Origin of the sequence: Pseudomonas paraversuta, assembly GCF_904067025.1 — a bacterium.
Classification (GTDB): domain Bacteria; phylum Pseudomonadota; class Gammaproteobacteria; order Pseudomonadales; family Pseudomonadaceae; genus Aquipseudomonas; species Aquipseudomonas paraversuta.
In genome coordinates, this window is sequence record NZ_CAJFDA010000001.1 from 4,604,950 (window position 1) to 4,626,855 (window position 21,906).

Below are 21,906 nucleotides of genomic sequence, written 5' to 3' on the forward strand. Positions count from 1 at the left end.
CATGCAAACCCGTGAAGACATTTTCAATACCCTGCGCGACTCCCTGGTCGAACTCTTTGAACTCGAGCCCGAGCGCGTCACCCTGGACGCCAACCTGTACCAGGACCTGGAAATCGACAGCATCGACGCCGTTGACCTGATCGACCATATCAAGCGCAAAACCGGCAAAAAGATCGCGGCCGAGGAATTCAAATCGGTGCGTACCGTCAACGACGTGGTTGAAGCGGTTTACCGTCTGGTTCACCCGGACGCATGAGGCGACTGATTGCCCCGGCACTGCTGCTGGCCGGCCTGCTGTACCCCTTTGCGGTGTATTTCGGCATGGCCCGTTTCGCCCCGTGGCAGTTTGCGCTGCTGCTCGGCGGCCTGTGGCTGGCACGCGCTCTGACCGGCGGACGACGCCCGGCCGATCTGTGGATGGCCGCTCTGGCACTGGTGTTCTGCGGGTTGCTGGCGCTGTTCAACAGCCCGCTTCTGCTGCGCTGGTACCCGGTACTGATCAGCACGTTCATGCTCAGCCTGTTCGGCCTGAGCCTGAAGTTCGGCCCGCCGGTGATCGAGCGTCTGGCGCGACTGCGCGAACCGGAACTGCCCGCCATCGCAATTCATTACACACGACAGGTGACCAAAGTCTGGTGCCTGTTTTTTCTGTTCAACGGGTTAGTCGCAGCCGGCCTGACCCTGTGGGCACCGCTGAGCTGGTGGACGTTGTACAACGGCCTGATCGCCTACGGGTTGATGGGCCTGTTGTTTGCCATTGAATGGCTGGTACGACAAAAAGTAAGAGGCAGGGCATGAACTGGATAAAACTTGAGCAGCTATTGCTCAAGGGGCACAGCGGCCGAGCGGTCAGTTTCGACCCGGCACTGGATCACGACACCCTGCGCGGGCAGGCATTGAGCCTGGCGGGCGGGCTGCAACAGCGCGGCGTGCAACGTATTGCGCTGCACCTGGAAGATGCCGCCGAGCTGGCGGTCGCCTTGCTCGGTGCCTGGCGGGCCGGCGTCAGCGTACTGCTGCCCGCCGACCTGCAAGCGCAAACCCGGCAACGCTGGGATCCGCAGGTTGACCTGTGGATAACCCAAAGCAGCGAACTGCAGGCCCTTTATGCAAACCCCCTGCCCGGCGCCGGGCTCGATCTCGATGCCTGCCGGCTGAGCCTGTGTACTTCGGGCTCCAGCGGTGAACCCAAGCGCATCGACAAAACCCTGCGCCAGATGGCCAATGAAGTTGAGGCCCTGGAGCAACTGTGGGGCAACGAGCTGGGCGAGGCCTGCATCATCGCCAGCGTCGCTGCCCAGCATATCTATGGCCTGTTGTTCCGGGTGCTCTGGCCGCTGTGTGCCGGCCGCAGCTTTGTGCGCCAGCAACTGGCGTTCCCCGAAGACATGCAGCGCGTCAGCCGCGAGTACCCGGCATTTGCCTGGATTGCCAGCCCTGCGCTGCTCAAGCGCATGGGCGACAACCTCGACTGGCCGGCGCTGAGCCCGGTGCGCCGGGTATTTTCCTCTGGCGGTGCCTTGCCGGCCGAAGCCGCCCAAGCCTTGCACCAGCGCCTGGGCCAATGGCCTACGGAAATTTTCGGCAGCTCCGAAACCGGCGGCATTGCCTGGCGTCAGGGCCCGGGCCTGTGGCAACCCTTTGCCGATGTACAACTCAGCCAGGGCGAAGACGGGGCCCTGTGCATTGCCTCGGCTTACTTGCCCCCAGGCCATGTCGAACATAGCGCCGATGCGGTACGCATCGAAGCCGACGGGCGCTTTGAATTGCTCGCACGCCTGGACCGCATCGTCAAACTCGAAGAAAAACGCATCTCCCTGCCAATGCTGGAACAGGCACTGGAGGCACACGACTGGGTGCTTGAAGCTCGCTTGGGTGTAGTGCGGGAAAACCGGGCGTCACTCGGCGCCTTGCTGGTCCTGAGCGACAGCGGCCTGTTTGCCTTGCGTGAACATGGCCGGCGCACGCTGACCCAGACCCTGCGCCAGCACCTGAGCCAGCACTGCGAAGCCCTGGCCTTGCCGCGCCGCTGGCGCTTGCTGCGCCAGTTGCCGCTCACCAGCCAGGGCAAACTGCCCCAGGCGCAGGTCGATGCACTGTTATTGGCACCACGGCCCAAACAGCCTGAAGTCCTGAGTCAGAACCAGCTCGATGGTGTTTGGACCCTGAGACTGGCGGTGCCCCCGGACCTGGCATTCTTTAGCGGTCACTTCCCCACAACCCCGGTGCTGCCGGGCGTGGTGCAAATAGACTGGGCCATCAGTCTGGGCCAGCAACTGCTCGACCTGCCACCGCGGTTTGGCGGGATGGAAGTCCTCAAGTTCCAGCAACTGGTGCGCCCCGGCGACGAGATTGAGCTGACCCTGGGTTTCGACCCGCAGCGCAGCAAATTGCACTTTGCCTATCGCCATGGCGACGCCGCCTGCTCCAGCGGGCGCATTGTCTGGGCCGCCAATGACAACCTCGGTGGGAGCAGCGACATCAAGGAGCCTCCCCATGCATAACCCCTGCGCCGTGATCCCGGTTTACAACCACGAAACTGCCGTGCCTGACGTGGTCCAAGCGCTGCTCGCTGCCGGCTTGCCCTGCGTACTGGTGGACGATGCCTGCAGCCCCGCGTGCAGTGCCGTCCTGGAACAACTGGCGCAAGGCCCAGGCATCCATCTGATCCGCCTGGCGATCAACCAGGGCAAGGGCGGCGCAGTCATGGCCGGCCTGCGCGAAGCCGAGCGCCTGGGCTTTAGCCACGCCCTGCAGGTGGACGCCGATGGCCAGCACGACCTGCGTGATGTGGCGACCTTTATCCAGGTCTCGCAACTCAATCCCGAAGCGCTGATTTGCGGGTATCCGCAATATGACGCCAGCGTGCCCAAAGGCCGTTTGTACGCGCGTTACCTGACCCATGTCTGGGTGTGGATCAACAGCCTGTCGCTGCAAATTCCCGACTCGATGTGCGGTTTCCGGGTCTACCCGCTGACCCCGACCCTGGCCCTGATCAACTCGGCCAGACTGGGCAGGCGCATGGACTTCGACCCAGAAATCCTGGTGCGTCTGGCGTGGCGCAATCAACCGATGCGCTGGCTGCCGACCAAGGTTCATTACCCGCAAGACGGCCTGTCGCACTTTCGCCTGTTCCATGACAACGCATTGATCAGCGCCATGCACACCCGGCTGTTCTTCGGAATGCTCCTGCGTTTTCCGGTCATTCTCTGGAGGCGCTGGCAGGCATGAGCGAAGCACAACAGCATTGGGCCGAGCACAAGGAGCGCGGCAGTTTCTGGCTGATGAAACTCACCGCCTTCGGCATCAAATTGCTCGGCCGCCGCCTGCTGGCCCCGGTGCTGTACGGCATCGTGCTGTACTTCTTTGTCTTCGGCCGCAGCGCCCGCCGCAGCATCTGGTGCTACCAGCAGCGGCTGGCCGACTGGAGCGGCCAGACCGCCCCGGGCCCTTCCCACAGGCGGGTATTCGGGCAATTCATGGCCTTCGCCGACGCCCTGCTGGACAAGCTCGACATGTGGAATGGCCGCCTGAATATTGCCGACATCGAAATCGTCGACCCGGCCGGCCTGCGCGATCAACTGCGCGGCGAACGCGGGCAAATGCTGGTGGGGGCGCATCTGGGCAACCTTGAGGTCTGCCGCGCGCTCGCCGAGCTGGGCGAAAAGGTCACCATGAACGTGCTGGTGCACACCAAGCATGCCGAGCAATTCAACCGCCTGCTGGGGGAAGCCGGGGCCACCAACCTGCGACTGATCCAGGTCAGCGAACTCAACCCGGCGGTCATGCTGCAACTGAGTCAGCGTCTGGAAAACGGCGAGTGGCTGGCGATCGCCGGTGACCGCGTACCGCTGCATGGCGGGCGCAATGTGCGGGTCGATTTTCTCGGCCACCCGGCGCCCTTCCCCCAGGGCCCATGGCTACTGGCCGGACTGCTCAAGTGCCCGGTCAATTTACTGTTTTGCCTGAAACGCGAAGGCCGTTACCGGGTCATCCTCGAACCCTTCGCCGACGCCGTGCAGTGGCGGCGCAGCGACCGCGAGCAGGTCATCGCCGAATGGACGACACGCTACGCCGAACGCCTGGGCCATTACTGCCTGGAAGCGCCACAACAGTGGTTCAACTTTTACCCTTTCTGGAAAACCGATGACGACGCAACCCCATGAGCCAGTAACCTTCGGCCAAACCCCGTTGCGCATTGAAGACGTGCTGGCGCTGGCCAATCGTCAGGTGCCGACCCGCCTGCAAGACGACGCCGAGTATCGCGAGCGCATCGCCAAAGGCGCGCGTTTTCTCGATTCGTTGCTGGACAAGGAAGGCGTGATCTACGGCGTGACCACCGGTTACGGCGACTCATGCGTGGTGGCGGTGCCGCTGGAGCATGTCGAAGCGCTGCCCCGTCATCTCTATACCTTCCATGGCTGCGGGCTGGGCAAACTGCTCGATGCCCAGGCCACCCGCGCCGTGCTGGCGGCGCGTTTGCAGTCGCTGTGCCATGGCGTCTCCGGGGTACGGGTCGAGCTGCTGGAGCGGCTGCAGGCCTTCATCGCCCACGACATCCTGCCGCTGATCCCGGAAGAGGGCTCGGTCGGCGCCAGCGGTGATCTGACCCCGCTGTCCTACGTCGCCGCGACCCTGTCCGGCGAGCGCGAAGTGCTGTTCAACGGTGAACGCCGCCTGGCCGCTGACGTCCACCGCGAACTGGGCTGGACCCCGCTGGTACTGCGACCCAAGGAAGCGCTGGCGCTGATGAACGGCACCGCGGTGATGACCGGCCTGGCGTGCCTGGCCTATGCCCGCGCCGATTACCTGCTCAAACTGGCGACCCGCATCACCGCTCTCAACGTGGTCGCGCTGCAGGGCAACCCCGAGCATTTCGACGAACGCCTGTTCGCTGCCAAGCCGCATCCGGGGCAAATGCAGGTCGCCGCATGGATTCGCCAGGACCTGGCCATCGACGCCCCGACCGCGCCCTTGCATCGCCTGCAAGACCGCTACTCGCTGCGTTGTGCGCCCCACGTCCTGGGGGTGCTGGCCGACAGCCTGAACTGGCTGCGCGGGTTTATCGAGATCGAACTCAACAGTGCCAACGACAACCCCATCATCGACGCCGAAGAAGAGCGCGTGCTCCACGGCGGTCACTTCTACGGCGGTCATATTGCCTTCGCCATGGACAGCCTCAAGACCCTGGTCGCCAACGTCGCCGACCTGCTGGACCGCCAGCTCGCGCTGCTGGTGGACGTGCGCTACAACCACGGCCTGCCGAGCAACCTGTCGGGTGCGACAGCGCAACGGGCGATGCTCAACCATGGTTTCAAGGCCGTACAGATCGGCACCAGCGCCTGGACCGCCGAGGCCTTGAAAAACACCATGCCGGCCAGCGTGTTCTCGCGCTCCACCGAGTGCCACAACCAGGACAAAGTGAGCATGGGCACCATCGCCGCCCGCGATGCGATCCGCGTGCTGGAGCTGACCGAACAAGTGGCCGCCGCAACCTTGCTCGCCGCCAATCAGGGCGTGTGGCTGCGCAGTCGTGCCGAAGATGCCCGCCCGCTGCCGCCTGCGCTGGCCGCGATGCACACCGAACTGAGCAAGGACTTCCCGCCCGTGGTTGAAGACCGCGCCCTCGAAGCCGAACTGCGCCTGTGCCTGGCCCGGATCGCCCAACAACACTGGAGGCTGCATGCGTAGCAAAGGCGTTCTGCACGTTGACACTGAAATTCTGGTGCCGTTTTTCGACATCGATACCATGCACGTGGTGTGGCACGGGCATTACGTCAAATACCTGGAAGTGGCGCGCTGCGCGCTGCTGGACCACATCGGCCACAACTACACCCACATGCTCGCCGCGGGCTACGCCTGGCCGGTGATCGACATGCAGCTGCGTTATGTGCGCGGCGCCACCTTTGGCCAGCGGATCAATGTACGCGCCAGCCTGGTGGAGTGGGAGAACCGCTTGAAGATCAACTATCTGATCAGCGACCTGGCCAGCGGCGAACGCCTGACCCGCGCCAGCACCGTGCAAGTGGCGGTGGAAATTGCCAGCCGCGAAATGCAACTGGCGTCGCCCGCCTGCTTTACCGAAGCCGTCGCCAGGGTGCTGCCATGAGCCCGAAATCCTGTAGCAGCGAGCTGGCTCGCGAGATGTCTGACCGCTTTAAAAAGCTCGCTGCTACAGGGTTTGTGCTGATGTTTTTATGTTCATCAGCCCAGGCCTTCGACCTGCAACAACTCAGCACACAGCTGGCCAGGCCACAGGTTATCCACGGCGATTTCATCCAGGAAAAACACCTGCGCGCCCTGCCCAAACCACTGATCAGCACCGGTACTTTTGTACTGGCCAAGGACCACGGCCTGCTCTGGCAACTCAAGACCCCGTTGCAACAGGACTACCGCATCACCGCCCAGGGCATAGCCCGGCGCAACGCTTCTGAATGGCAAATGCTCCCCGGCAAGAGCGCCGGAGCCGAGCAGAACCGGCTGTTCCTCGCCGTCCTGCAGGGCGACAGCAGCGGCCTGCAGCGCGACTTCGAGCTGCAACTGCAAGGCGAAGCCAGCCACTGGCAACTGACCCTGACCCCGCGTTCAGTGCTGCTCAAACAGATCTTCACCCGGATCAATATCGACGGCGGCGAACTGGTGCAACGCATCGAGCTGCAAGAAACCCAGGGCGACAGCACCTTGCTCAAGCTGCAAAACAGCGTCAGCAATCAACCCTTGAGCGATGCGGAGCAGCACGACTTTGCCCAGTGAACGCTGGTTGCCCCGTGGCTTTCTGATCCTGCTGCTGGCCGTGCTCGCACTGGCCGCCTGGCAATGGCGTCACGGCGCTCCGCTGTCGGCCAACCTGATGGAACTGGTGCCCGGTGAATCGCCGGACGCCCTGGAACTGAGCGCCGAACAGCGCATGCAAGAACCGCTGAACCGCGAGATGCTGGTACTGGTGGGCAGCGCCGATCGCCAGCAGGCAATCGCCACTGCCCGGCAACTGGGCGAAGCCTGGCAAGCCAGCGGCCTGTTCGAGAAGGTGCAGTGGAACCTGCAAGCCGACCTGCCGGCCCTGCGCCAACAACTGCTGCGCGGACGTCTGGCGATGCTGGCCGAAGCTGATCGTACGCAACTGATCCAGCATCCCGATGCGTTCATCCAGCAGCGGGTGCAGTCGCTGTTCGACCCCTTTACCGGGTTCAGCCTGGTGCCGAGCCAGGACGACTGGCTGGGCCTGACCGGACGCATTCAGAACAGTCAGCCGGCCCGTGGCAGCGTGCAGCTGGATATTGGTAGCGGAGCCCTGATCGCCGATGCCGACGGTAAAAGCTGGGTGCTGCTGCGGGCGCGCACCCTGGGCAATGCCTTTGACATGCAGCTGCCGCTGCAAGTGGCCGGGCTGCTCGAACAAAGCCGCCAGCAAGCGGCCAGCCACGATGTGCAATTACTGGCCGCCAGCGGCCTGCTGTATGCGGCCAGCGGGCAACAGCAAGCGAGCCGCGAAATCACCTGGGTCGGCGGCGGTGCCACCCTGGGCATTCTTCTGCTGTTGCTGTTGGCCTTTCGCCGCTGGCGAGTATTGCTGGCCTTTGTCCCGGTGTTGGTGGGCATGCTGTTTGGCGCCGTGGCCTGCGTCGCCTGGTTTGGCAGCATGCACGTGATGACGCTGGTGCTGGGCTCCAGCCTGATCGGGGTGGCAGTGGATTACCCGCTGCACTACCTGTCCAAAAGCTGGAGCCTGAAACCCTGGCGCAGCTGGCCCGCCTTGCGCCTGACCTTGCCCGGGTTGAGCCTGAGCCTGGCCACCAGCTGCATCGGTTATCTGGCCCTGGCCTTTACCCCGTTCCCGGCCCTCACCCAAATCGCCATTTTCTCCGCCGCCGGCCTGGTCGGGGCTTACCTGAGCGCCGTGTGCTTGCTGCCCGCCTTGCTCAAGGGTGTCGAGCTGCGCCCGGCGCAATGGCCGCTGAGCATTGCGCAAACCCTGCTGGATATCCGTGAAGCCTTGCTCAAAAAGATTCCCACCCCGGCATTGCTGGCCCTGTTGCTGGCGTTTTGCGCCGCCGGGTTGTGGCAACTGACCAGCAAGAACGACATCCGCCAATGGGTCGGCGCACCGCCGCAGTTAATGGCCGAAGCCCAGGCCATTGCGCGAATCACCGGCTACCAGCCCACCAGTCAGTTTTTTCTGGTGTGCGCCGACAATCAACAGCAGTTGCTGGAGCGCCAGGCCGCCCTCAGTGAGCGCCTCGATCAGTTGGTCAACATGGGCAAACTGCAGGGCTATCTGGCGCTCAACCAACTGGTCAACCAGCCTGGCGCGCAACAGCAACTGCGGGCCGCCCTGGATCAACTGCCACACCACTGGCAGCCGCTGCTGGAACTCGGCGTCAGCGAGGCCGCCCTGCAAAATGAGTTGGCCCAACTCCAGGCCTTGCCCGAGCAGCAGATTGACGATGCCTTGAGCGGGCCGCTGGCCGAACCGTGGCGCCCGCTGTGGCTGGGTAAAAACCCCGAGGGCGTGGCCGCGATGGTCAGCCTGCAAGGGTTGAACAATGCCAGTCTGCTGCGGGTGCAGGCGCAGGACCTGCCCGGTGTGCAACTGGTGGACCGGCTGGGGGATTTGAACCGGGTGTTCGCCGCCACCCAAATCAGCGCCGCCGAATTGAAGCTGCTGTCCTGCGTCCTGATCGTGCTGCTGTTGATCGCGCCATTCGGTTTTCGCGGCGCGCTGCGCATCGTCGCCCTGCCGTTGCTGGCCGCGCTGTGCAGCCTGGCCAGCCTTGGCTGGCTGGGTCAGCCGCTGACCCTGTTCAGCCTGTTCGGTTTATTGCTGGTGACGGCCATCAGCGTCGATTACGCCATTCTGATGCGCGAGCAGATTGGTGGCGCTGCGGTCAGTTTGCTTGGCACCTTGCTGGCGGCACTGACTACCTGGCTGTCATTCGGCCTGCTGGCCGTCTCCAGCACCCCGGCGGTGAGCAACTTCGGGCTGTCGGTGAGCCTGGGGCTGGCGTTCAGCTTCATCCTCGCGCCATGGGCCGGGAAGCAGGAGCACAAGCCATGCTGACCCTGCTGTTCTGGCTGATGGCCCTGGCCCTGTTTGCCGGGGCCACCCGGCTGGGCCGCCACTTCGGGGTGATCCCGATTGTCAGCCAGTTATTGTTGGCGTCCATCGGTTTGCCGCTGCTGATGCTGCTGTGGGTCGAACCCCACTGGCAGCTAAGCGGCGCGCAGCTGGTCACGCCAGGGTGGCTAAAAACTCTGTACAGCCTGAGTTTCGCCCTGTTGCTGGGGCATATCCTGAGTGATGTGATTGACCTGCGCATCGACCGCCAGAGCCTGAAAATCGCCCTGCCCAGTTTTGCCATTCCCTTTGTCTGCGGGCTGGCCTGCGCGGTGTGGCTGCTGCCCGCACAACCCTGGCTGAGCTCGCTGGCGGTGGGCCTGGTGTTTGCGATCACCGCCATCCCGGTGCTGTATCTGTATCTGCGCCATATCGACTACCCGCCCGCCGCTGCCCGCCGCCTGGTACAAAGCGCGATCCTGATCGACCTGACCTGCTGGAGCCTGTTCGGCCTGGCCCAGGGCAGCCTCAACCTCAGCAGCCTGCTCCTGCCGCTGGCGGGCGCCCTGCTGCCGTTGTTGCTGCGCGGACTGCGGATTCGCCAACCCCTGTGTTACAGCCTGGGTTTTCTCGCCCTGCTGGTGGTAGCCGAGCATTACCGGCTCAATGCGCTGGTTTTCGGCGTCGGTTACCTGTTGTGCATGGCGTGGCTCAAAGTCCCGCTGGTGATGCCGTTGAAAGCCGCCTGGCTGGAAAGCCTGCAAACCCGCCTGGCGGTGCCGTTGATCCTCACCTTCGGCATTGTGCAGATCAACCTGCACAGCGCCCTGAACAGCATCAGCGCCTTGCAGATAGCGGCACTGTTGCTGCTGCCGATGGCCAGCAAGCTGCTGGGCAACTGGCTGGGTTTGAGCTGGGCCACGCCTTCGTTTACCGGCGCCAGCAAGTGGCGTGAAAGCCTGCTGCTGAATATTCGCGGCTTGAGTGAAATCGTCTTTCTCAACCTGCTGCTGCAACAACAGCTCATCAGCCCCGCACTGTACTTCGCGCTGATGCTGATGGGCCTGATCGCCACGCTGTTACCGGCGCTGGCGGGCATCAACAAACCCCCTGTGAAGTCTGCCGTCCCCCCCGGCAAGGAGCCCGTGTGTCAGTAATAGATATGGAACGTCGTCAGGTCGTGGTGATTGGTGCCGGGCCGTCCGGTGCAATCGCGGCGGCCTTGCTCAAACGCAAAGGGCACGATGTATTGATCGTCGAGCGCCAGCACTTCCCGCGCTTTTCCATTGGTGAAAGCCTGCTGTCGCACTGCCTGGATTTCATCGAGGAAGCCGGCATGCTCGAGGCGGTGCAAGCCGCCGGTTTTCAACTGAAGAACGGCGCCGCCTTCGCCTGGGGCGAGCAGTACAGCGCCTTCGATTTTGGCGACACCTTCAGCAACGGCAAGCCGACCACGTTCCAGGTCCAGCGGGCCGATTTCGACAAGCTGCTGGCTGACCAGGCTGCACTGCAAGGCGTCGAAATCCGCTATGGCGAAACCGTGACCGCAGTGGATATCGAGCGCAGCAAGCCGCTGCTGGATGTGGTGCGCGAAGACGCCAGCAGCTACCGGATCGAGGCCGACTTTATCCTCGACGCCAGCGGTTACGGACGAGTTCTGCCGCGCCTGCTCGATCTCGAAGCGCCCTCCGGTTTCCCGGTGCGCCAGGCGGTGTTCACCCATGTCGAGGACCGTATTGACTGCACGGGTTTCGAGCGCGAAAAAATCCTCATCACCACCCACCCGACCCAGCGCGATATCTGGTTCTGGACCATCCCCTTCAGCAATGGCCGAAGTTCGGTGGGCGTGGTGGCGGCGGCGGAACACTTTGTGGGACGCAGCCAGAACCCCGACCAGTGCCTGCGAAGTTTTATCGAGCAAACCCCAAGCCTGGGCCGGGTACTGGCCAATGCCGTGTGGGACACCCCGGCACGCACCCTCGGCGGTTACTCGGCCAACGTCAAAACCCTGCACGGGCCGGGTTTTGCCTTGCTGGGCAATGCCGCCGAGTTCCTCGACCCGGTGTTCTCTTCGGGCGTGACCATTGCCATGCGCTCGGCCAGCATGGCCGCCGCAGTGCTGCACCGCCAGCTACAAGGCGAAGCCGTAGACTGGCAAACCGAGTTTGCCGAACCGCTCAAACGTGGAGTCGACACCTTCCGCTGCTACGTCGAAGGCTGGTACGCCGGCACTTTCCAGGACGTGATCTTCCACCCCGACAGCTCGCCACAAATACGGCGCATGATCAGCGCGATTCTGGCCGGCTATGCCTGGGATGAAAGCAACCCCTTTGTCAGCGAACCCCGGCGCCGCCTGCGCATGCTGTCGGACATCTGCGCCACGGAGACCCCATGAAACCTCTGAGCGATACCTACGTCGAAGAAACCCGTTTCGGGTTCTGGTTTTTACGCAGTCACACCTGGCAGCATCACGTACTGCGCGTGGCCATCAACGACCTGCGCAGTCTGTTCAGCGCTGAGCTGCCAACGGCGCCGGTCATCCTCGATGCCGGTTGCGGGCAGGGCAAGTCGTTCCAGTACCTGCAACAAACCTTCGCCCCCAGGCGCCTGATCGGCCTCGACGCCGACCCGCTGAGCCTGACCCTGAGCCGCGAAGAAGCGCGGCGTCAGGGCATCGACATTGAACTGATCGGCAGCGACTGCGCCGAACTTGAAATCGCGGACGCCAGCGTCGACATCCTGTTTTGCCATCAGACTTTCCATCACCTGGTGCAACAGGACCGCGCACTGGCCGAGTTTTATCGGGTGCTCAAGCCAGGCGGCTATTTGCTGTTTGCCGAATCTACCGAGGCTTACATCGATACCTGGGTGATTCGCTGGCTGTTCCGCCACCCGATGCACGTGCAGAAAAGTGCCGCGCAGTATCTGGAGATGATCCGCGATCAGGGCTTCGAGTTTACAGCGCAGAACGTGTCATACCCGTATCTGTGGTGGAGCCGCTCCAAAGACTTCGGGCTGCTGGAACGCCTGGGCCTGCGTCGCGCGAAACCGGTGGGCGAGCGCGAGGAAACCCTGGTCAACCTGGTGGCCCGTAAACCTGCAGGCCCGGCGCAGTGAGCCTGGCGATGCACAAAACCTGCAGGAGCGAGCCTGCTCGCGAGATTTTTAAAAAGATCAAACAGCTCGCTCCTGCAGGTTTGCTGGCGTGCCTGCTATTGGGCGGCTGCGCGAGCCTGCCACTGCCCGAACAGACCCCGACCCTGGCGCTGCCGATGCAATTGCACATTCAGCGCGAACAGGCCGACCAGCGCCAGGACTGGCTGCTGGTGATTCAACAGCAAGGCGCAGGCTTGCGCTGGTCGTTGATGGACCCGCTGGGGATTCCCCTGGCGCGTCAGGTGTTGCAGGACGGAAGCTGGCATGCCGACGGTTTGCTGCCTCCCAACCCCGAGGCCCGGGAGCTGTTTGCCGCCCTGCTGTTTGCACTTACGCCCCAGGCCGAACTGGCGGCCAATTATCCACAGGCAGAATCGGCGGCCGACGCGCGGTTTCTGAAACCACGCTGGCAAGTCCATTATCGACAGCCACAGGTATTGCGCATTGATATCAAGGGCGATGTGCATTACGCCATCAGCCCGCTGGAGGCGGCACCATGACCGCGTATCTGAATGCCTTGGGCATCATCTGTTCCCTGGGCCGCAGCCCCGATGAAGTGGCGCGCCGGCTGTTTGCCGGTGACTGCTCGGGCATACAGCGCGCCAGCGGCCTGGTACCCGGACGCAAGGTGTCGGTGGCCGGTGTGCAGGGCGAACTGGCGGCGATCCCGGCGCAATTGAGTGCGCACGCCAGCCGCAATAACCAGTTGCTGCTCGAAGCGGCATTGCAGATTCGCGAGCCCATTGAACAGGCAATCCGCACCTGGGGCCGTGACCGCATCGCCATTGTGCTGGGCACCAGCACCTCGGGGATCGATGAAGCCAGCCGCGGTATTGCCCACTACTTGCAGCATCGGCAGTTCCCCGAAGATTACGACTATCAGCAACAAGAGCTGGGGGCGCCGGCCAGTTTCCTGGCTGACTGGCTGAATGTCAGCGGCCCGGCCTATGTCATTTCTACCGCCTGCACCTCCAGCGCCCGGGCCCTGATGAGCGCCCAGCGCCTGCTGGACATGAACCTGTGTGACGCGGTGCTGTGCGGCGGTGTGGACAGTTTGTGCAAGCTGACCCTCAATGGTTTTTCGGCCCTTGAAGCGGTGTCCGATGAACGCTGCAACCCGTTCTCGGCAAACCGCTGCGGAATCAATATTGGCGAAGCCGGCGTACTGTTCTTGATGAGCCGTCAGCCCGCCGCAGAACATTCGATTGCCCTGCTCGGTGCCGGCGCCAGCTCGGACGCGCACCATATCTCGGCCCCCGAGCCCACTGGCCGGGGTGCGGTGCAGGCCATGCACAAGGCTTTGCACCGGGCCAGTCTGCAAGCCGGTCAGATCGGTTACCTGAACCTGCATGGCACTGCCACCCGGCACAATGACGCCATGGAAAGCCACGCCGTGGCCCAGGTGTTCCCCCAGGCGGTGCCATGCTCGTCGACCAAGCCCATGACCGGCCATACGCTGGGTGCAGCAGGCGCACTGGAAGCTGCGTTTTGCTGGTTGAGCCTGACCCGCGGCAACCTGCTGCCACCCCATGTCTGGGACGGCCAGGGTGATCCGCAACTTCCTGTACTGAATTGGGTGACGCCCGGCCAGACCCTGGCATCTACACAACAGCGCTGCCTGATGAGCAACTCGTTTGCTTTCGGTGGCAATAACGTCAGCCTGATTATCGGAGACGCCCCATGATTGCTTGGCCGCTCGCCGAATTGCTGCCCCACGCCGGCGACATGATCCTGATCGATCAGGTGCTGGAGTTTGACCAGGAACAGATTCATACCCGTCTCACCGTGCGCCCCGGCGGCTTGTTCAACCGTGAAGACGGCAGCCTCCCGGCATGGGTGGGCATCGAGTTGATGGCGCAAAGCGTGGCGGCCTATGCCGGTTGCCGCGCCCGCAGTGAAGGCAACCCCGTCGAGCTGGGCTTTTTGCTCGGCACGCGCAAATTTGAATGCAATGTCGAACACTTTCCGGCGGGCGCCGAGTTGCAGATTCACGCCCTGCGCTCACTGGAAGACGACAACGGCATGGGGGTTTTCGAGTGTCATCTCACCGCCCCCGGCATTCATGCCAGCGCCCGCCTGAACGTGTTCCGTCCACCCCAGGCACAAAACTATCTTGCTCAAGCCTCCCGGGAGACCCGCCATGACTGAGTCCATTCTGGTTACCGGTTCCAGCCGTGGCATCGGCCGCGCCATCGCCCTGCGCCTGGCCCGGGCCGGTTTCGATCTGGTGCTGCACTGCCGCAGTGGCCGCAGCGAAGCCGACGCCGTGATGGCCGAGGTCCAGGCCCTGGGGCGCACTGCCCGGGTACTGCAATTTGACGTCTCGGATCGCGCCCGCTGCCGGGAAATTCTTGAAGCCGACGTAGAAGCCTTTGGCGCCTATTACGGCGTGGTGCTCAATGCCGGCCTGACCCGCGATGGTGCCTTCCCGGCGTTGAGTGAAGACGACTGGGACGAGGTGATGCGCACCAACCTGGACGGTTTTTACAACGTGCTGCACCCGGTGATGATGCCGATGATTCGCCGCCGCAAGGCCGGGCGCATTGTGTGCATTACCTCGGTGTCGGGCCTGATCGGCAATCGCGGGCAGGTCAATTACAGCGCCTCCAAGGCCGGTCTGATCGGTGCCGCCAAAGCGCTGGCCATCGAACTGGGCAAACGCAAGATCACCGTTAACTGCGTCGCTCCGGGCCTGATCGACACCGCCATGCTCGACGAAAACGTCCCCGTGGAAGAACTGATGAAAATGATCCCCGCACAACGCATGGGCACCCCGGAAGAAGTGGCGGGCGCGGTCAACTTTTTGATGTCCGGCGAAGCCGGCTACATCACCCGCCAGGTCCTGGCGGTCAATGGAGGCCTGTGCTGATGAAGCGCGTTGTCGTCACCGGCATGGCCGGCATCACCTCGCTGGGCAGTGACTGGGCCAGTATCGAAGCCAATTTTTTAGCCGGTCGCAGCGGCATCCGGCGTATGGACGAGTGGGACCGGTTCACCGAGCTCAACACCCGTCTGGCCGGCCCCATCGATGACTTTGTGGTGCCAAAGCACTGGACCCGCAAACAACTGCGCAGCATGGGCCGGGTCTCGCGCCTGGCGGTTGGCGCCGCCGAACTGGCCTTGCAGGACGCCGGCTTGCTGGGCAACCCGATCATTCGTGACGGACGCATGGGCGTGGCCTGCGGCTCGTCCACCGGCAGCACCGACGAGATCAAGGCCTTTGGCAACATGCTGCTCAACTCGGTGGCCGACGGTCTGAACGCCAACAGCTACGTGCGCATGATGCCCCACACCACCGCGGCCAATATCAGCATCTTTTTTGGTCTCACCGGGCGCCTGATCCCCACCTCCAGCGCCTGCACCAGTGGCAGCCAGGGCATCGGCTATGCCTACGAATCGATCAAGTTCGGACGCTTGCCCCTGATGCTCGCCGGCGGTGCCGAAGAACTCTGCCCCACCGAAGCCATGGTGTTTGACGCGCTGTACGCCACCAGCCTGAAAAACGACGCACCGCACACCAGCCCGCGCCCCTACGACCAGGACCGGGACGGCCTGGTGATCGGCGAAGGCGGCGGCATGCTGGTGCTCGAAGAGCTGGAACACGCCCTGGCCCGTGGCGCCCATATCCATGCCGAGATCGTCGGTTTCGGCAGCAATGCCGACGGCCAGCACACCACCCGCCCGGAAGTCAGCACCATGCGCCGGGCCATGGAGCTGGCGCTGGAAGACGCAGGCATCGCCGCGCAGGCCATCGGCTATGTCAACGGACACGGCACCGCCACCGAACAGGGCGACATTGCCGAAACCCTGGCCACCAGTGAATTGTTCGGCAAGCACATGCCCATCAGCTCGCAGAAGAGTTTTCTGGGCCACACCCTGGGTGCCTGCGGGGCGCTGGAATCGTGGTTCTGTATCGAAATGATGAACCGCGACCGCTATGTACCGACGCTCAACCTGGACCAGGTCGACCCGCGCTGCGGCGAGCTGGATTATCTGCGGGGCGGGTTTCGCGAGATGCACAACGATTACGTGATGAACAACAACTTTGCCTTTGGCGGGGTCAACACATCGTTGATCTTGCGCCGCTGGTCGTAACGCTTCTGGAGCCAATGGAATGTCTTACCTGCTACGCGTAACCCTGATCGCCCTTGCCCTGCTGAGCACCGTGTCGTGCAGCAGCAAACCCATGCAGACCCCCGACCGCACACTGCACGATTCGATTCATGCCGACCGGGCGCAGATGCAGCAGGCGATCGTCAAATCCCTGGTGGGCCGTGGCTGGACAGTGCAAAAAATCACCCCTGACCTGGTGCAGGCGCAAATCACCGTGCGCGAGCAATACCACGCCGAAATCGATATCCCCTACAGCGCCAGCCACTACCAGATCATTTACCGCAACAGCAGCGGTCTGGACTACAAGGACGGCAAGATCCACAAAAACTACATCCGCTGGGTGCGCCTGCTGGACCGCGACATCGTGCGCGATCTCAAGGACAAGCAGAACGAGCGTACGGCGCAACAGCTGTCGGAAGCGGCTGCAAAGTGACAATCAACCCCCTGTAGGAGCTCGCTCCTACAGGGGTTGATTAACGGTTTTACGCGTCAGCAGTTCGGCAAATGCCGCGGCCATCGGCGAGCTTTGGCCCTTGCGCTGCACCAGCCACACGGCTGTATGGGCGTCGGCATCCAGCAGCGGTCGATACACCACCCCCTTGATCCGCATGTGCTGGAACGACGCAGGTAGCACCGATACGCCCAGCCCTGCCGAGACCAGGCCAATGATGGTCATGGCCTCACCCGCTTCCTGGGAAAAATGCGGGCTGAAACCCGCCTGGCGGGCCAGGCTCATCAGCTGTGCATACAACCCGCTGCCGTAACTGCGCGGGAAAAATACAAAAGGCTCTTCGGCCAGGGCCGCCAGCTGCAAACCTTCTTCGCTGCCTGCAGCCAGCGGGTGATCGGCCTGGATCACAGCCACCAGAGGCTCGCTGAACAGTTCCACCACCGTCAATGACTCCGGCAACGCCAGCGGGCGGATCATCCCGACCTCGATGGACTCGTCCACCAACCCTTCGGCCACTTCGCGGCTGCTCATTTCCTTGAGGTTTAAATGCACCGCCGGGAACGCCTGGCGAAAGGCAAATATGGCCTGGGGAATGCTCGAGCTGAATGGCGCCGATGAGGTAAAGCCGATCTTCAGTTCCCCCAGCTCCCCCAGCTGTGCGCGCCGGGCCACGTCGGCTGCCTTGTCGACCTGGGCCAGCACCAGTCGCGCCTCCTCCAGAAACAACCGGCCCGCTTCACTGAGCTCGACCCGACGGTTGGTCCGGTCGAACAGGCGAGCCCCCAGTTCTTGCTCCAGGGCCTGTATTTGCTGGCTCAGGGGCGGCTGGGAAATACCCAGCAACTGGGCCGCGCGACCAAAGTGCAGTTCTTCGGCAACAGCGATGAAGTAACGTAAATGACGCAATTCCATAGGAACCCCATTGAGTCGTAAAACCTATCAAACAGGTCGAACAATATATTGGAAAGAATCGTTAGCCACCTATATTCTTTTGCCATTGCCGCTCGGCTTTATGTTTGTCTGAGGTCCCCGTGAAAACTGCTGTCGCCCCTCTCGCCCACGAAATCCCGCCGCCCGCGCAGGATGATATGGGCACGCAACTGAATGACATTTTCATCGAGAAAGGCACACCGCTGTTTATGCGCACGGTGCTGGCACTGTTCTCCGGGGGCTTCGCCACCTTTGCCTTGCTGTATTGCGTGCAGCCGATGATGCCGGTGCTGTCCCATGAATACGGGATCAACGCGGCGCAGAGCAGTCTGATCCTGTCGGTAGCCACAGGGATGCTGGCCATAGGTTTGCTGATCACCGGGCCCATTTCCGATACGTTCGGGCGTAAACCGGTGATGGTGTTTGCATTGTTTTCGGCGGCTGCGTTTACCCTCCTCAGCGCGCTGATGCCCACCTGGGAAGGTGTCCTGATCACCCGGGCGCTGGTGGGTTTGTCACTGAGCGGACTGGCCGCCGTGGCCATGACCTATTTGAGTGAAGAAATTCACCCGCAGCACATCGGTCTGGCGATGGGTCTGTACATTGGCGGCAATGCCATTGGTGGCATGAGCGGACGCCTGATCAGCGGCGTGTTGATCGACTTTGTGAGCTGGCATACGGCGATGCTGGTGATCGGCGGCCTGGCACTGGTGGCCGCCCTGGTGTTTGTGAAGATCCTGCCCGAGTCGCGCAACTTCCGCCCCCGCACCATGAACCCGCGCAGCCTGCTGGACGGGTTCACCATGCACTTTCGCGATGCCGGCCTGCCATGGCTGTTTCTTGAGGCGTTCTTGCTGATGGGCAGCTTCGTGACGCTGTTCAACTACATCGGTTATCGCTTGCTGGCAGAGCCGTACAACATGAATCAGGCGCTGGTGGGCTTGCTGTCAGTGGTGTACCTGTCCGGTATTTACAGCTCGGCGCAAATTGGCGCGCTGGCTGACAAGCTGGGGCGGCGCAGGGTGTTGTGGGCCGTGATCGTGCTGATGCTGGCCGGGATCGCACTGACCATGTTCGAGCCTGTGGCGCTGGTGATCATCGGCATGTTGCTGTTCACCTTCGGCTTCTTCGGCGCGCATTCGGTGGCCAGCAGCTGGATCGGCCGGCGCGCCACCAAAGCCAAGGGCCAGGCGTCGTCGTTGTACCTGTTCAGTTACTACGCCGGATCGAGCATCGCCGGGACCGCCGGCGGTTTCTTCTGGCATTACGCCGGGTGGAACGGCATTGGTTCGTTTATCGTCGCGCTGCTGGTGATTGCATTGTTGGTGGCGTTGCACCTGGCCCGATTGCCGGTGCTGCCGAGGAACGTGAAGAGCATTTGATCCAGGGCCTCGCGCAAGCCAAAAAAAACCCGGCACTGGCCGGGTTTTTTTATAAGGCTTGAGCTTACTCGTGATACTGGCCCGAGAACTCGTGCACGGCGCTGATAAAGGCACCCGCATGTTCCGGTTTCACTTCCGGGGTAATGCCATGCCCCAGGTTGAATACATGGCCCGAACCCTTGCCGTAGCTGGCCAGGATGCGCTTGACCTCGGTGCGGATTGCCTCGGGGTTGGCGTAAAGCACAGTCGGGTCCATGTTGCCTTGCAGCGCAACCTTGTTACCGACGCGCTGACGGGCTTCACCCAGGTCGCAGGTCCAGTCCAGGCCCAGGGCATCAGCGCCGGCATCGGCAATGCTTTCGAGCCACAGGCCGCCATTTTTGGTGAACAGGATCACCGGTACTTTGCGCCCTTCATGCTCGCGGATAAGACCGCTGACGATTTTGCGCATGTAGGCCAGGGAAAATTCCTGATAAGCCGCAGACGACAGGTTACCGCCCCAGGTATCGAAGATTTGTACGGCCTGTGCGCCGGCCAGAATCTGACCGTTGAGGTAGGACGTTACCGACTGCGCGAGCTTGTCGAGCAACAGGTGCATGGCATGGGGGGTGTCGTAGAGCATGGCCTTGGTTTTGCGGAAGTCTTTCGACGAGCCGCCTTCTACCATGTAGGTGGCCAGGGTCCACGGGCTGCCGGAGAAGCCGATCAGCGGCACACGACCGTTAAGCTCGCGGCGGATGGTGCTGACCGCGTTCATCACGTAGCCGAGGTCTTTTTGCGGGTCCGGGATCGGCAGGGCTTCGATGTCAGCCAGGGTGCTGACCACCTTTTTGAAGCGCGGACCTTCGCCGGTTTCAAAGTACAGGCCCTGGCCCATGGCGTCAGGGATGGTCAGGATATCGGAGAAAAGGATGGCCGCATCCAGCTGAGGGAAGCGGTCCAGAGGCTGCATGGTGACTTCACAGGCGAACTCGGCGTTCTTGCACAGGCTCATGAAATCGCCGGCCTTGGCACGGCTCGCGCGGTACTCCGGCAGATAGCGACCGGCCTGACGCATCATCCAGACAGGCGTGACATCTACGGGTTGCTTGAGCAAAGCGCGAAGGAAACGGTCATTCTTGAGATCAGTCATGTCTGCATCCGGAAAAAAAGTGGGGGCATTTTCTCAGAGACGGACGCAAAAGGCACGGCAAGAGCCGTGCCTTTTATCTATCGGGGCGATTTGTCGCGGGGATTTTGATTTGGCGCAGCCCACAAACCTCATTCTGGAATGAGGTTTGTGTGGGAGCTGGCTTGCCGGCGATGCTGACAACTCGGTCTTTGATCAAGACCGAGGTGATGCTATCGCTGGCAAGCCAGCTCCTACATTTTGATCATGTTTCAAAAATTACAACCGCATCACACGCCCAGGTAATCCATGATCCCTTCAGCCGCGGTGCGGCCTTCGAAGATCGCGGTGACCACCAGGTCGGAGCCGCGCACCATGTCACCACCGGCAAAGATCTTCGGGTGGCTGGTCTGGTGCTTGAACTGCGACTGCTCGGGCGCAATGACACGGCCCTGACTGTCGGTCTGGATCTCGAACTGCTCAAACCATGACGCCGGGCTCGGACGGAAACCAAAGGCGATGATCACGGCGTCCGCCGGGATGATCTCTTCAGAACCCGGGATCGGCTCCGGGCTGCGACGGCCGCGGGCATCGGGCTCGCCGAGACGGGTCTCGACCACCTTCACGCCTTCAACCCGGCCTTCGCCGACAATGGCAATCGGCTGGCGGTTGTAGAGGAATTTCACGCCTTCTTCCTTGGCGTTCTTCACCTCTTTGCGCGAGCCGGGCATGTTGGCTTCGTCACGACGATAGGCACAGGTCACCGACTTGGCACCCTGACGGATCGAAGTACGGTTGCAGTCCATGGCCGTGTCGCCACCACCGAGCACCACAATCTTTTTGCCTTTCATGTCGACGAAGTCTTCCGGCGACTTTTCAAAGCCCAGGTTGCGGTTGACGTTGGCAATCAGGAAGTCCAGCGCGTCATGCACACCCGGCAAGTCCTCACCGGCAAAGCCGCCCTTCATGTAGGTGTAAGTGCCCATGCCCATGAATACCGCGTCGTACTCGGCCAGCAGCTGCTCCATGCTGATGTCCTTGCCGATTTCGGTATTGAGACGGAACTCGATACCCATGCCGGTGAAAACTTCGCGACGGTGGCTCAGCACGGTTTTTTCGAGCTTGAACTCCGGGATGCCGAAGGTCAGCAGACCGCCGATTTCCGGGTTTTTATCGAAGACCACCGGGGTCACGCCACCACGCACCAGCACGTCGGCACAGCCCAGGCCCGCAGGCCCGGCACCGATGATCGCCACACGCTTGCCGGTCGGCACCACCCGCGACATGTCCGGGCGCCAGCCCATGGCAAAGGCGGTATCGGTGATGTACTTCTCCACCGAGCCGATGGTGACCGCGCCAAAACCGTCGTTGAGGGTGCAGGCACCCTCGCACAGACGGTCTTGCGGGCACACCCGGCCGCACACTTCGGGCAGGGTGTTGGTCTGGTGCGACAGCTCGGCGGCGGCGAGGATGTTGCCCTCGGCCACCAGCTTGAGCCAGTTGGGAATGAAGTTATGCACCGGGCATTTCCATTCACAGTACGGGTTACCGCAACCCAGGCAGCGGTGGGCCTGCTCGGCCGACTGCTGGGGTTTGAAAGGTTCGTAGATTTCCACGAACTCTTTTTTGCGTTGACGTAACAGTTTCTTCTTCGGATCTTTGCGCCCGACATCGATAAATTGGAAGTCGTTACTCAGACGTTCAGCCATCT

At 62.4% G+C, this 21,906-nt stretch carries 22 protein-coding genes; 19 read left to right on the forward strand and 3 right to left on the reverse strand.

The genetic code is table 11. The annotated features are described in order from the left end of the window. Position 1 precedes the first annotated feature (1 nt). From JQ848_RS20825 to JQ848_RS20910, 18 genes are read left to right on the forward strand one after another with little or no spacing between them, the layout of a single operon-like run. The gene (locus JQ848_RS20825) at positions 2-256 is read left to right on the forward strand and encodes an acyl carrier protein (RefSeq protein WP_161719299.1); all 255 of its coding nucleotides are present in this window, start codon (positions 2-4) and stop codon (positions 254-256) included. Continuing rightward, entirely contained in the window at positions 253-798 is a 546-nt protein-coding gene (locus tag JQ848_RS20830; RefSeq protein ID WP_202211097.1) for a COG4648 family protein, read from the forward strand. Before JQ848_RS20825 ends, JQ848_RS20830 begins: the two co-directional genes overlap by 4 nt. Further along, positions 795-2,504 (forward strand): AMP-binding protein, encoded by a 1,710-nt coding sequence (locus JQ848_RS20835; RefSeq protein ID WP_202211098.1) that lies wholly within the window; start codon positions 795-797, stop codon positions 2,502-2,504. The genes JQ848_RS20830 and JQ848_RS20835 overlap by 4 nt, the downstream gene beginning before the upstream one ends. Continuing rightward, positions 2,497-3,231, forward strand: coding sequence for a glycosyltransferase family 2 protein (locus tag JQ848_RS20840; RefSeq protein WP_202211100.1), 735 nt, complete (start codon positions 2,497-2,499; stop codon positions 3,229-3,231). The genes JQ848_RS20835 and JQ848_RS20840 overlap by 8 nt, the downstream gene beginning before the upstream one ends. Continuing rightward, complete coding sequence (locus JQ848_RS20845) at positions 3,228-4,166, forward strand: LpxL/LpxP family acyltransferase (RefSeq protein ID WP_161719295.1); 939 nt, start codon at positions 3,228-3,230, stop codon at positions 4,164-4,166. Before JQ848_RS20840 ends, JQ848_RS20845 begins: the two co-directional genes overlap by 4 nt. After that, positions 4,147-5,691, forward strand: a complete 1,545-nt coding sequence (locus JQ848_RS20850; protein WP_003438851.1) for an HAL/PAL/TAL family ammonia-lyase — start codon at positions 4,147-4,149, stop codon at positions 5,689-5,691. Before JQ848_RS20845 ends, JQ848_RS20850 begins: the two co-directional genes overlap by 20 nt. Beyond that, positions 5,684-6,109 carry an acyl-CoA thioesterase gene (locus tag JQ848_RS20855; RefSeq protein WP_003438849.1) on the forward strand — a complete coding sequence of 142 codons (426 nt, stop codon included), beginning with the start codon at positions 5,684-5,686 and terminating at the stop codon, positions 6,107-6,109. The genes JQ848_RS20850 and JQ848_RS20855 overlap by 8 nt, the downstream gene beginning before the upstream one ends. Then, the gene (locus JQ848_RS20860) at positions 6,106-6,753 is read left to right on the forward strand and encodes an outer membrane lipoprotein carrier protein LolA (protein WP_202211102.1); all 648 of its coding nucleotides are present in this window, start codon (positions 6,106-6,108) and stop codon (positions 6,751-6,753) included. Before JQ848_RS20855 ends, JQ848_RS20860 begins: the two co-directional genes overlap by 4 nt. After that, positions 6,743-9,058: an MMPL family transporter gene (locus tag JQ848_RS20865; RefSeq protein WP_202211103.1), complete on the forward strand. Its 2,316-nt coding sequence runs from the start codon at positions 6,743-6,745 to the stop codon at positions 9,056-9,058. The genes JQ848_RS20860 and JQ848_RS20865 overlap by 11 nt, the downstream gene beginning before the upstream one ends. After that, positions 9,052-10,212: a hypothetical protein gene (locus tag JQ848_RS20870; protein ID WP_003438843.1), complete on the forward strand. Its 1,161-nt coding sequence runs from the start codon at positions 9,052-9,054 to the stop codon at positions 10,210-10,212. The genes JQ848_RS20865 and JQ848_RS20870 overlap by 7 nt, the downstream gene beginning before the upstream one ends. 5 nt (positions 10,213-10,217) lie before the next feature. Next, positions 10,218-11,450 carry an NAD(P)/FAD-dependent oxidoreductase gene (locus JQ848_RS20875; protein WP_165439537.1) on the forward strand — a complete coding sequence of 411 codons (1,233 nt, stop codon included), beginning with the start codon at positions 10,218-10,220 and terminating at the stop codon, positions 11,448-11,450. Then, positions 11,447-12,172: a class I SAM-dependent methyltransferase gene (locus tag JQ848_RS20880; RefSeq protein WP_003438837.1), complete on the forward strand. Its 726-nt coding sequence runs from the start codon at positions 11,447-11,449 to the stop codon at positions 12,170-12,172. The genes JQ848_RS20875 and JQ848_RS20880 overlap by 4 nt, the downstream gene beginning before the upstream one ends. Further along, on the forward strand, positions 12,169-12,711 hold the full coding sequence (locus JQ848_RS20885) for a DUF3261 domain-containing protein (protein WP_127195714.1): 543 nt from the start codon (positions 12,169-12,171) through the stop codon (positions 12,709-12,711). The genes JQ848_RS20880 and JQ848_RS20885 overlap by 4 nt, the downstream gene beginning before the upstream one ends. Then, complete coding sequence (locus JQ848_RS20890; protein WP_202211105.1) at positions 12,708-13,895, forward strand: beta-ketoacyl-[acyl-carrier-protein] synthase family protein; 1,188 nt, start codon at positions 12,708-12,710, stop codon at positions 13,893-13,895. The genes JQ848_RS20885 and JQ848_RS20890 overlap by 4 nt, the downstream gene beginning before the upstream one ends. Then, the gene (locus tag JQ848_RS20895) at positions 13,892-14,359 is read left to right on the forward strand and encodes a hotdog family protein (RefSeq protein ID WP_003438831.1); all 468 of its coding nucleotides are present in this window, start codon (positions 13,892-13,894) and stop codon (positions 14,357-14,359) included. The genes JQ848_RS20890 and JQ848_RS20895 overlap by 4 nt, the downstream gene beginning before the upstream one ends. Beyond that, positions 14,352-15,080 (forward strand): 3-oxoacyl-ACP reductase FabG, encoded by a 729-nt coding sequence (gene fabG / locus JQ848_RS20900; protein WP_003438827.1) that lies wholly within the window; start codon positions 14,352-14,354, stop codon positions 15,078-15,080. Before JQ848_RS20895 ends, fabG begins: the two co-directional genes overlap by 8 nt. Then, positions 15,080-16,306, forward strand: a complete 1,227-nt coding sequence (locus JQ848_RS20905) for a beta-ketoacyl-ACP synthase (protein ID WP_010656284.1) — start codon at positions 15,080-15,082, stop codon at positions 16,304-16,306. Before fabG ends, JQ848_RS20905 begins: the two co-directional genes overlap by 1 nt. A gap of 19 nt (positions 16,307-16,325) precedes the next feature. Beyond that, positions 16,326-16,757, forward strand: a complete 432-nt coding sequence (locus JQ848_RS20910) for a hypothetical protein (RefSeq protein ID WP_202211107.1) — start codon at positions 16,326-16,328, stop codon at positions 16,755-16,757. 27 nt (positions 16,758-16,784) lie between these two features. On the opposite strand, the gene JQ848_RS20915 is transcribed toward JQ848_RS20910, so the two are convergent. Continuing rightward, positions 16,785-17,687, reverse strand: coding sequence for a LysR family transcriptional regulator (locus JQ848_RS20915; RefSeq protein WP_202211109.1), 903 nt, complete (start codon positions 17,685-17,687; stop codon positions 16,785-16,787). A gap of 176 nt (positions 17,688-17,863) precedes the next feature. Between JQ848_RS20915 and JQ848_RS20920 the strand changes: the two genes are divergently transcribed. Continuing rightward, complete coding sequence (locus tag JQ848_RS20920) at positions 17,864-19,087, forward strand: MFS transporter (protein WP_003438820.1); 1,224 nt, start codon at positions 17,864-17,866, stop codon at positions 19,085-19,087. A gap of 64 nt (positions 19,088-19,151) precedes the next feature. On the opposite strand, the gene hemE is transcribed toward JQ848_RS20920, so the two are convergent. Then, positions 19,152-20,219: a uroporphyrinogen decarboxylase gene (gene hemE, locus JQ848_RS20925; RefSeq protein ID WP_060695964.1), complete on the reverse strand. Its 1,068-nt coding sequence runs from the start codon at positions 20,217-20,219 to the stop codon at positions 19,152-19,154. A 266-nt stretch (positions 20,220-20,485) separates the two neighbouring features. Next, positions 20,486-21,904, reverse strand: coding sequence for an FAD-dependent oxidoreductase (locus JQ848_RS20930; RefSeq protein WP_003438817.1), 1,419 nt, complete (start codon positions 21,902-21,904; stop codon positions 20,486-20,488). Between the last annotated feature and the right edge of the window lie 2 nt (positions 21,905-21,906).